The organism is Enterobacter sp. MGH 38, from assembly GCF_000492855.1.
Classification (GTDB): Bacteria; Pseudomonadota; Gammaproteobacteria; order Enterobacterales; family Enterobacteriaceae; genus Enterobacter; species Enterobacter hormaechei_C.
On sequence record NZ_KI535607.1, the window covers coordinates 67,696 to 79,345 of the forward strand.

Below are 11,650 nucleotides of genomic sequence, written 5' to 3' on the forward strand. Positions count from 1 at the left end.
ACGATGAAAATGAACGTAACAGAGACGGTAAAACAGGCGTGCGGCCACTGGCCGCGCATTCTCCCGGCGCTGGGTGTGAAGGTCATAAAAAACCGGCATCAGGCCTGTCCGGTGTGCGGCGGCTCTGACCGTTTCCGCTTTGACGATAAAGAGGGGCGCGGGACGTGGCTCTGTAATCAGTGCGGCGCGGGTGACGGGCTTAAGCTGGTTGAGAAAGTGTTCGGCGTGACCGCATCAGAGGCTGCCGGGAAGGTGAACGCCGTGACCGGCAACCTGCCGCCGGTTGCCCCGAAAGTGATTGCGGCCGCAGAGGCTGAAACCGATACCGACCGCAAAGCGGCGGCCGCACTGGCCGTCAGACTGATGGAGAAAACCCGCACGGCCAGCGGCAACGCCTATCTGAACCGCAAGGGATTCCCCGGTCATGAATGTCTCATACTGTCGGCCACACACAAAACCGGCGGCGTGACGTTTCGCGCCGGTGATGTGGTTGTCCCGCTGTATGACGATACCGGCGCACTGGTTAACCTTCAGCTTATCAATTCTGACGGTCTCAAACGCACCCTGAAAGGTGGGGCGGTAAAAGGGGCGTGCCATACCATCGAAGGGAAAAAACAGGCCGGAAAACGCCTGTGGATAGCGGAGGGCTATGCGACCGCGCTCACCGTGCATCACCTGACCGGTGAAACCGTCATGGTGGCGCTGTCGTCCGTGAACCTCCTTTCTCTGGCGAGCCTTGTCCGCCAGAAACACCCGGCCTGTCAGATTGTCCTCGCTGCTGACCGTGACCTTAACGGTGACGGTCAGAACAAAGCCGCAGCGGCCGCAGGAGCCTGTGAGGGCATTGTCGCCCTGCCTCCGGTGTTCGGTGACTGGAATGATGCGTTTATGCAGCACGGCGGGGAGGCCACCCGAAAAGCGATTTATGATGCCATCCGGCCACCGGTACAAAGTCCGTTCGATACCATGAGCGAGGCGGAATTTACCGCCATGAGCGCCAGTGACAAGGCAATGCGGGTGCATGAGCATTACGGTGAAGCGCTGGCGGTGGATGCGAACGGCCAGCTCCTGTCCCGCTATGAAAACGGCATCTGGAAAAATATTCCTGCCGCCACTTTTTCACGTAATGTGGCAGATTTATTCCAGCGCTTACGCGCCCCGTTCTCATCCGGGAAAATTGCCTCGGTGGTGGAGACCCTGAAGCTGATTATTCCGCAGCAGGCCGCACCGGCACGGCGTCTGATTGGTTTTCGCAACGGGGTACTTGATACCCAGAGCGGCCTGTTCAGCCCGCACAGTAAATCGCACTGGCTGCGCACGCTTTGCGACGTGGATTTTACTCCGCCGGTCGAGGGGGAAACGCTGAAGACTCACGCGCCGAACTTCTGGCGCTGGCTCGACCGGGCGGCCGGTAAAAATCCACAAAAGCGCGACGTGATACTGGCTGCGCTTTTTATGGTGCTGGCGAACCGCTACGACTGGCAGCTCTTTCTCGAAGTCACCGGTCCCGGCGGGAGCGGAAAAAGTATTCTGGCCGAAATTGCGACCCTGCTCGCCGGAGAGGATAACGCCACATCGGCCGATATCGATACGCTGGAAGACCCGCGCAAGCGTGCATCCCTGATTGGCTTCTCGCTGATACGTCTGCCTGACCAGGAAAAATGGAGCGGTGACGGTGCAGGGCTGAAGGCCATCACCGGCGGCGATGCAGTTTCAGTTGACCCGAAATACCAGAATCCGTACTCAACGCATATCCCTGCGGTGATTCTGGCCGTGAACAATAACCCAATGCGCTTCACCGACCGCAGCGGCGGTGTGTCACGTCGCCGGGTGATTATTCATTTCCCGGAGCAGATTGCCCCGGAGGAACGCGACCCGCAGCTCAGGGATAAAATTGCGCGCGAGCTGGCTGTTATCGTGCGCCAGCTTATGCAGAAATTCAGCGACCCGATGGCCGCGCGCGCACTGCTCCAGTCGCAGCAGAACTCCGACGAGGCGCTCTGCATCAAGCGCGATGCTGACCCGACGTTTGATTTTTGCGGCTATCTGGAAATGCTGCCGCAGACCAACGGGATGTTTATGGGTAATGCCAGCATCGTCCCGCGCAATTACCGTAAATATCTCTATCATGCGTATCTGGCCTATATGGAGGCTAACGGATACAGGAACGTGCTCAGCCTGAAAATGTTCGGGCTGGGGCTGCCCATGATGCTGAAAGAGTACGGCCTGAATTATGAAAAGCGGCACACAAAGCAGGGGATACAGACCAACCTGTCGCTGAAAGAACAAAGCTACGGCGACTGGCTGCCGAAATGCGACGAACCCGCAGCGACTTAACCAACTCCAGACCGGCAACAGCCGGTCTTTTTCTTTCTGGCAATTGCCATAGGGTGAACACTCCACTGTTCACCCTTCACCGTATATTCACCCTATATCGCACTGAAATTATTGATAAAAAACAAAAGGTGAACAGTGTGAATAGTTAAATGCAAAAAAACTTTTTTTCATTGCTTATTGTTTGAGAAAAAAGACCACATGAAAAAGGCGACACATTTCTAAAGAGGGAGCGTATTACTATGACATTTCATAATTGGTACACGTTTAGGTACACAACTGAAAGTTGAATACTGAAAAATCATTTAAATTTAATACATTGCGAAATTTATTCAGACTCCGCCAGCCACCAAATAATGATCCGGATATGTCCGGTGAAGTACAGAAAGCCCGCACTGCGCAAGCTCTGCGGGCTTTTTTGTATCTATCCCTTCTCGCCCAGCGCCCCCTCACACGCCAGCGCCAGCACCATCAGTGCCGCCTCATCCTTCTGCACCGATAACATCTCCATCCCCACCGGCAGACCGATACGGCTTACGCCGCACGGTAACGTAATGGCAGGCAGGCCGCTGATGGCGGCCAGTTCCGGCGCGCAGCCTGGCGGCATCTTCGCCATACTTTCTGGTAATCGTTGTACGGTGGGATACACAAATCCGTCGATGCGCTGCGCCTCCGCCACCTGGCAAAGGTTCTGCCGCAACAGGCGCTGAAAGCGACGCCCCGCCAGCCAGAGCGGGGTTTTCAGCGTGTTACTCGCCAGCATCTGACGTAGAAACGGCGCAAACTCCGGCAGGAAAGCGCCGGAGTCCACAATGCTCGTCAGTCCGGAGGGAGCGCCAGGCTGTTTGCTAAGCCAGTCGTCAATCGCCACGCGAAATTCATACAGACTGAGGCAGGTGGCCTGCCTCACCTCTTCAAGGAAAGGGAGTGAAACCTCCACCAGCGTCGCTCCGGCACGGCGCAACGTGTGCAGCGCCGACTGCCAGACCTCCAGCTGTACCTCATCCTCTCCCTGTAACGCGGTCACCACACCAAAGCGAACGCCTTTCAGCGAACGCACAGGAAGCGCAACCGGCGGCAGGCCATGGATCACCGCATGCAGCAAGGCGGCATCTTCAACGCTATGTACCATTGGCCCAACGGTATCTTTGCTGGGCGAGAGCGGCGCTACACCGTCCAGCTGTGAACGGCGAAAGGCAGGCCGTAGCCCCACCAGCCCGGTATAGCTACAGGGAATGCGGATAGAGCCGCCGGTATCGGTACCCAATGCGCCATCCGCCATTCCCGCCGCCACGGCCGCAGCGCATCCTCCGCTGGAACCTCCGGCGGTGAGTGTCGGGCAAAGTGGATTCGCCACATCGCCCCCCAGCGAGCTTCGCGAGCGCACATCGAACGCGAACTCGGACATATTGGCCCTGGCGAGAATAATCGCCCCCGCGCTGCGCAATCGCTGCACGACCCGTGCATCCGCTGTCGCGTTAAGTGAGGCCAACGCACGGCAGCCAAGGGTGATCGGCATCGGCGCGCAGGCAATATTATCTTTGACGATCAGCGGCACGCCGTGCAGGGGGCCGATCGGCTCTCCACGTCGACGCTGCTGCTGATGCTGTTCCGCCTGAGACATAGCGTCAGGGTTAACCCCGAGGATCGCGTTGAGCGCCCGGTGCTGCTGTATGACGTCGAGACGGCGGGCAATTTCCTCCGGGCAGTCGTCTGGCGGTATCAGGCGCTTCATAATCTCAGGCTCCCCGTGCTGAAAACCGGGCAGAAGGCTGCCCGGGATACGTTTTAGTCCCGCATGCCGGTAGTAATGGCATCAATGTCCTGCGGACGCAGACGAATTTCCGCCGCCCGTCGGTGCCCCTGCATCCCCTCGGTACGGCTCTGGCGGATCGCCGGTTCTGCGATTGCCGGGATACCCTGCTCGTCAATCCACTGATGGGTACAGATTTTGACGTACGCCCCTACCCACAGACCGCCGGTATAGCGTGCCGCCGCCATCGTCGGTAACGTGTGGTTGGTGCCGCAGCATTTATCAGAGAACACCACACTGGCGTTCTGACCAATAAACAGCGAGCCATAGTTGCGGATCTTCGCCGCCGTCGCGTGCGGATCGCGGGTATGCACCTGCAAATGCTCCGTCGCCATATGGTCAGCAAAAGCAATCAGCTGCGCTTCATCTTCGCAGAGCACAATCTCACCCTGCCGGCGCCACGCCTCCCCCGCCGTTGCCGCCGTTGGCAGGCTGGCGAGCTGACGCTCAACCTCCGCCAGGGTACGCTCAGCGATATCCCGGCTGGTTGTCGCCAGCCCGACGCGGGTATGAATATCGTGCTCTGCCTGCGCCAGCATATCGGCGGCCAGAATGCGCGGGTCGGCGCTGTCGTCCGCGATAGTGAAAATCTCGCTCGGACCGGCGAGGGCATCAATGCCGACCCGACCAAAAACCTGGCGTTTCGCTTCATTAACGAAGGCGTTGCCTGGCCCAACGATTTTGTCCACCGACGGAATGCTCTCCGTTCCCCAGGCCATAGCCGCAATGGCCTGCGCGCCGCCAACTTTGAAAATGCGGTGCGCGCCTGCCAGATGGCAAACTGCAATCATCGCCGGATGGGCGCCCGGGGGCAGACAGGCGATAATCTGTTCACAACCCGCCACCGTCGCAGGAACAATCGACATCACGGGAGCGGAGAGAATCGGATACCGACCGCCCGGCACGTAGCAGCCCACCGTCTGCACCGGGATGATCCGGTGACCGAGATGCACGCCAGGCAGCGTCTCTACCTCCAGCGGCTGCATGGTCGCCAGCTGCGCCTGCGCAAAACGACGCACCTGATTAATCGCAAACTCACTGTCGCGGCGCGTCTGGGCATCCATCCCCTCCAGTGCTTCGGCGATCTCCTGCTCGCTCACCTCAAACTGCGCGGGCACGACCTTATCAAACTGCTGCGAAAAGGCTCTTAGCGCCGTATCGCCTTCGGTTTTCACGCGCTCGATAATGGCGCTGACCTTCTCCGTCAGGGAACGATCGGCCTGCGCATCCTGCCCCTGCGGGCGCTTAATCCAGCTCACCTTATTTAACATTTACGCGTCCTCCATCTGGCCGAGTTTGATTTGCGCCAGCAGCGCCAGATGGTCGTAAACCACCCACTCATCAACAATTTTTCCGTTGACGATGTGGTAGTGCGACATGCCCATCACAAACAGTCGTTCTCCGGTCGGCTTGCCCAGTTCGCCGTAACCCAGGTGATGCCCTTCGATGATCCAGCGAACGGCCACTTTGACGCCGCCTTCATCGCACGGGTTGGAACAAATATGCTGCGGCAGCCACGCGCCGTCAGGGATCATCCCCACCAGCGCCAGCGTCTGATGGGTTACCGCCGCGGTGCCGTACAGCTCTTTCATCAGCGGACCGTGCCACTGTACGTTAGGCGCATACACTTCTTTGATCTTGCCAAACATCCGGCGGTTGTAGATCTCATGCAGCCAACGCAGGCACTGCTCCTCAGTATCAGTGTGCGCAATGGATACATCGCACTCCATCTCCGGCGGATATTGCCCCAGCATGCGGCCGTTTTCGCCGATGTCCATCACGCGGAAGCCTTTATCGAACTGCTCTTTTGCCATATTAAATGCGATTTGATCGGTGTTCAGGCCAAGCTGTTTCATTAACGACATGTTGTCGCTGACCACCCACTCCCGATAAATTTTATTCTCGTGGATCATGCAATCCGCCACGGTCCGGGTAACGAAGGTGCGGTTGGTCGGCTTGCCTAAATGGCTGTGCTGGGTATGCCGCCCGCTTCCCGTCACCAGGTGAGAGGTATAAAAACCGTCAACATCATTTCCGTTCCAGATAACCTGGGTTGCCATTCCGCGCCGTTCCGGGAAGGCAATTAAGCGTTGCAGCGTATCCTGTACCACCTGTTCACGGTTATAGAGTGTCCCCAGCGCGTTATACAGCACGCAGTTATGGGTATAGTGAGAATAAATTAAGCCGACATCGCGCTCATCCCATATTTTATGGGTGCAGCGAACGATATAATCGACAATATCGGTATAGCAGTCATCAAAGCCGCGTAATGATTGCACACGCGGTCTTTTTTCCGGTACCAGATCGACAAAATCACGACGCTCCACCTGTAATACAGGTTCCTCTTTCAGAGATTTCACGCTGCTTTTTTCGGGTACGGCTGGTGCTTTATTTGTTGCTTCGGTGGAAGACATATAAACTCCTGCTCTGTTTTCAGACAATAAGAACCCGCACCCGTAAGTGAGGGTGAATTAAACACGGTTAATATTTGCAGCCGGAATAAGGGGGCTGCCGCCCCATTAATTAAATATTTGCGACCAAATCGCTAATTCATCGATCCCCAGGTATTCACGGAAAATTAAACCATCACGTAATTCAAGCTGACTGATACCGGTAATTGATATGGGTTTACGGGTCGGCGCACCAAATTTGCCGTAACCGTCATGCCAGGTTAACAACGACCAGCGCAATGAAAGTCGAATCGGCTCATTAGGATCTTTACGCACAATCAGGTGATGAAGTTGCGTTTCGCTGTCGGCAAATGAAGCGCGATAACCGGAAAGCTGTGCGCCAATTTCCTGTTCGCCGGTGCAGAGGCAGTGCCCCGGCGCGTACAGCGTCGCCGCCGGGTGATAGAGACCGGGCACCACGCCGCTGTTACCGCCCGCCCACATCGTTAAGTAGCGCTCAACGACCCCGGCCAGCGCCCCTTCCACGTCGTCGCCCTCGGGCCCGCCCGCCCAGCGGGCGTCCAGCGTCTCAGCAGACACAGATTCCAGCCCAAGCTGCTGGCGCATGGTCGCCAGGTTAAAAGCAAAGTCGCGGACATCCAGCCCCAGTTGCGCCACAATCGCGGCACGATCCTGAAGCAGCCACTCCTGGCGTACGGCACCATCAACACAGATGCGATCGGCCCAGGTGCGGACCCAGACATTTTTCCCCGTCGGCGGGCCAAAAAATCCCTCCCCCTGGTGCTGAATGCGGGCTACGGTACGCTGCGCCGCATAGTACTCATCCCCCGGGTTCTGGCTGCACAGAATATCCTCCGTCAGCACCGCTCGCTGCGGGAAGCTGTGCATCGCCTCAAGCGTCAGGCGCATAAACTGGGAAAGCTCATGCAGCTGTTTTTCGGGGGTAGTGAAAACCACCGGCGTGGCGTAAAAATCCGCCAGCTGGCCGATATCTTTCTGCTCCCACACCACGTGCGTCAGCGTCAAAATGAACTGCTGGATAGAGTCGAATTGAGGGCTGAAGCCCCGCAATCTGGTCATGTGCGCTCCTTAGACTGGAATAGCGTTAAACCATTGGTTTCGATAACGCCGCTGCGTGGGCGACGCGCCGAGTGGCGTATCACCAGCGTACCGGGCACCGTAATCTGTTCAGGCTCTATGGTTCCGCTGTCAATTTGTTTCATTAACAGTTCCACCGTGGCATCCACCATCGCGCCCACCGGCTGCGACGCCGAGGTCAACGCATAAGAGGGCCAGCCGGAAGGGCCAATGTCGTCATACCCGACAACGGAGACCTCCTCCGGAATGCGCAAACCAAACTCATAGCGCGCCACATCCATTACCGTGACGGCCATATGATCGTTGGCGACAAAGACCGCATCCGGCGCTGGCGACGTCGAAAACAGGGTATAGGCTGCCCGGGTGGTTTGCTGAGCGTCGTAATTCCCGTGCACCACCCGCACATCGGTGATGCCATGTTCTTCCAGCGTGGAGATGAACCCGCGCTGGCGGGCAATATTGACCGGGGAATCGGCCACGCCGCCCACGTAGGCAAAACGCTTGTGCTCCCCCGCCAGCAGAAACTCGGCAATCTGCCGCGCGGCCGCTTCGTTATTACTGTTGACGCTGGAGGCCATGCCACTCTCTTCGCTGCGGTTAAACAGCACTACCGGGATCCCGGCGGCAAGGCATTCTTCAGATAACTCCAGCGACAGCGTCACCGAGGCCAGCACAATACCATCCACCCGGTACTGCATAATCTGGTCAAAAATACGGTCAACGTTGCCCTCCCGGTCGCCAACGAACAGCAGCAGGTGATAGTTCAGCGTATCCAGCTTTTGCGCCAGCGCCTCCAGCACCTGCGAGTAAAAGGGGTTATCAAAGTAAGAAATGACGACACCGATAATGCGCGAACGAGCCGTGTTGAGCGAACGGGCAATCGCATTCGGGCGATAACCCAGCTCGCGCGCTGCCTTCAGCACTTTTTCACGCGTTGCCGGCGAAATGCTGGCCCCCGGCGTGAACGTTCGCGACACCGCAGATTGCGATACCCCCGCCAGCTGAGCGACCTGTTGGGATGTGACTGCTGCAAAAGTCTTACGTTTCATTACCCCTGATTCCTTATCAACGTCCTGCCCATTTGCGCGTGCTTCAAACGCCTCAGCAAGTGGGTGTTTTTTATACTTACACCACCTTTGCATGCGTATGCAACACAAAAAATTAAAATTCTCACAACAAGATCGAGATCACTTTACAAACATGAAACCTTTTCGTAACTTCAAATCTTGAATACGTATGCAAAGAGTTTTCATACCGTCAATGGTACCGGAGAGAACAGGAGTCGCCCAAAGGATTGAACCGGTAAACGTCGTCCCTGACTGGTTATAACCCATTAATTCTCAAGAGGTTCAAAACCATGTTTCAAGCACTGTTACGCCGTCGGGAAGCCCGGCTCTTTTTTATCATCAGCATCCTGTTCTTTATCTGCATCCATAGCATTGATGCATTCCTGGCCCCCATGATGATCAACCAGGGCATTGAGCCACAGATCATGGGCATCATTATGGGCGCGTCTGGTCTGGCAACCCTTCTGATACGCTTCCCGTTAGGCATTATTTCCGACGTGGTTAAAAGCCGCAGGATCTTCATCCAGATTGGCCTGCTGCTGCCAATTATCGCCTGGCCGATTGCCTGGCTTGAACCCAATGCCATTACGCTGTATCTGGCGAAAGCGGCAGACGGCGTCACGGCGGCGACCTGGGTGCTGTACAACATCCTGTTCATGCGTTACTTCGGTCGCAACGAAGCCCCTGCCGCCGTCGCGCTGCTGGCGCTTGCAGGGCCCATCGGCGTGTTTCTCGGCAACTGTATTGGCGCGGTGCTGATTCACTATTTCGCCAATAACATCGCCTTTTTTGTCTCCTGCATCTCCGCCCTGGTGGCGTTGATCCTGACGACCCGCATTCAGGACGTGCACGACCCGGTTCAGGCCCCCACGCTTAAAGCCTGCATTACCGGCGCGCGCCAGCAGCTGGCCGACCGTTCCGTCTGGCTGATTGGCATTCTGGCGACCGTCGTCATTCTGGTGCCCTTCGCCACCCGCGACACGCTGACGCCGGTCTATGCCGAGCAGCTTGGCGCCCGGGCGGGGATCCTCGCGCTGCTGGGTAACATTCACCTTCTTTTTTACGGGCTGGCCATCGCCCTGTGCAGCTCGGTGTTTTATCAGCGCCTTGGGCTGGTAAAAACCGCCGTGCTCGGCATCGTTTTACAGGTGATATCCACTTTCGGCATTCCCTTCACCAGCAATATCTATGTTATTTACCTGTGGCAGGCGCTGGCGGGGTTCTCGTTCGGTATGGCCTTTGCAGCATTCATGTCGCTCAGCGTAGTGAATACCTCGTCTGATGAACAATCCACGCGAATGGGGCTATTCCAGACCATTTATTCCTGCGGCATGTTTGTCGGGCCGGTAATGATGGGCGTAATGATGCAACATATTAACCTGTCGTCCGGTTATATATTGATTGCCGCCCTTTCCGTTGTGGCCGCTATTGCCACGCCGCTGTCCGCTCGATGGGTATATGCCCGTAAATCGCAAACCTCAGCCCAATTATTAAAAAACGGTGCGTACGCTGCCGCGCCGGATCAATAACCCTTTCTGAAGTAAATACCCTTTCCCGGCTCGCCGGGAGGACAACTGACATCTGAAAAAGGTAAGGAGAAGCGAGTGTCCTGGAAATTAAAAACCGGTAAATCTACCGAAGAGCGCCAGCAAGCCAACCAGCAAATAAGAGAAACGGTTGAACAAATACTTGCAGATATTGAAAAACGCGGAAATAAAGCCATTCGCGAATTATCCATTAAATTCGATCGTTATGACCGTCAGGATTATCGTCTGACGTCCGCGGAGATTGACCGCTGCATAAAACAGTTAAGCCGTCAGGATATTCAGGATATTGAATTCGCCCAACAGCAGGTCGCGAATTTTGCCCGCGCGCAGAAAGAATGTCTGCGGGACCTGGAAATTGAAACGCGTCCCGGCGTTATTCTCGGGCATAAAAATATTCCGATTAACGCCGTGGGATGTTACGTGCCTGGCGGAAAATATCCCCTGCTCGCCTCCGCGCACATGTCGATCATTACCGCCAGCGTGGCGGGGTGCTCAAGAATTATCAGCTGTGCCCCGCCGTTTAACGGTCAGCCCGCCCCGGCGATCGTCGCGGCGCAAAAAATGGCTGGCGCAACGGAAATCTATGCCCTTGGCGGCATTCAGGCGATAGGCGCCATGGCGCTGGGCACGGACTCGCTGGCACCGGTCGATATGCTGGTCGGCCCCGGTAACGCCTTCGTCGCGGAGGCCAAACGACAGCTGTTCGGCCGGGTAGGTATCGATCTGTTTGCCGGTCCGACGGAAACGCTGGTGATTGCCGATGACACGGTTGACGCGGAAATGTGCGCAACGGATCTGCTGGGCCAGGCCGAACACGGCGTCACCACCCCTGCCATCCTGCTGACGAACTCGCTCCAGCTTGCCAAAGAGACGCTCAGCGAAGTGGAACGGCTGCTGGAAAAGCTTCCTACCGCCGACATTGCCCGCCAGTCGTGGCAGGACTACGGGGAAATCATCGTCTGCGACAGCTACGAAGAGATGCTGCTGGAGGCAGATCGTATCGCTTCCGAACATGTTCAGGTGATGACCGACCGGGACGACTGGTTCCTGGCTAACCTGACCAATTACGGCGCGCTGTTCCTTGGACCACGTACTAACGTGGCCTACGGCGATAAGGTGATCGGCACCAACCACACCCTGCCCACGCAGAAAGCCGCACGTTATACCGGCGGCCTGTGGGTGGGCAAGTTCATGAAAACCTGCACCTTCCAGAAAGTCCTCAGCGACGAAGCCACCGCCGAAATCGGCAGCTATTGTTCGCGTCTGTCGCTCCTGGAGGGGTTCGCCGGACATGCCGAGCAGGCCAATATTCGCGTGCGCCGTTATGGCCAGACGGAAGTTCCCTACGCCACACCGGCCCCGGTCAGGGAAAAGGTGTAA

8 protein-coding genes are annotated in these 11,650 nt (G+C 57.0%); 3 read left to right on the plus strand and 5 right to left on the minus strand.

Features of this window, described 5'->3' with window-relative positions; genetic code table 11:
• Positions 1-3: 3 nt before the first annotated feature.
• Entirely contained in the window at positions 4-2,337 is a 2,334-nt protein-coding gene (locus tag L384_RS20475; RefSeq protein ID WP_023323625.1) for a primase-helicase zinc-binding domain-containing protein, read from the plus strand.
• 421 nt (positions 2,338-2,758) lie between these two features.
• Here L384_RS20475 and L384_RS20470 read toward each other — a convergent pair whose 3' ends face one another.
• The 5 genes from L384_RS20470 to L384_RS20450 all read right to left on the minus strand — a co-directional run bounded on the left by L384_RS20470 (position 2,759) and on the right by L384_RS20450 (position 8,705).
• Positions 2,759-4,069, minus strand: a complete 1,311-nt coding sequence (locus L384_RS20470) for an amidase (protein WP_023323626.1) — start codon at positions 4,067-4,069, stop codon at positions 2,759-2,761.
• A 53-nt stretch (positions 4,070-4,122) separates the two neighbouring features.
• Positions 4,123-5,418, minus strand: a complete 1,296-nt coding sequence (gene hisD / locus L384_RS20465; RefSeq protein WP_022651679.1) for a histidinol dehydrogenase — start codon at positions 5,416-5,418, stop codon at positions 4,123-4,125.
• Complete coding sequence (locus L384_RS20460; protein WP_015571629.1) at positions 5,419-6,561, minus strand: nuclear transport factor 2 family protein; 1,143 nt, start codon at positions 6,559-6,561, stop codon at positions 5,419-5,421.
• Positions 6,562-6,666: 105 nt separating this feature from the next.
• Entirely contained in the window at positions 6,667-7,638 is a 972-nt protein-coding gene (locus L384_RS20455) for a nuclear transport factor 2 family protein (RefSeq protein ID WP_015571630.1), read from the minus strand.
• Positions 7,635-8,705, minus strand: a complete 1,071-nt coding sequence (locus L384_RS20450; RefSeq protein ID WP_003862277.1) for a LacI family DNA-binding transcriptional regulator — start codon at positions 8,703-8,705, stop codon at positions 7,635-7,637. Before L384_RS20450 ends, L384_RS20455 begins: the two co-directional genes overlap by 4 nt.
• Before the next feature lie 308 nt (positions 8,706-9,013).
• On the opposite strand from L384_RS20450, the gene L384_RS20445 reads away from it, so the two are divergent.
• Positions 9,014-10,252 carry an MFS transporter gene (locus L384_RS20445; RefSeq protein ID WP_003862274.1) on the plus strand — a complete coding sequence of 413 codons (1,239 nt, stop codon included), beginning with the start codon at positions 9,014-9,016 and terminating at the stop codon, positions 10,250-10,252.
• Between the two features lie 75 nt (positions 10,253-10,327).
• The gene (gene hisD / locus L384_RS20440) at positions 10,328-11,650 is read left to right on the plus strand and encodes a histidinol dehydrogenase (RefSeq protein WP_023323627.1); all 1,323 of its coding nucleotides are present in this window, start codon (positions 10,328-10,330) and stop codon (positions 11,648-11,650) included.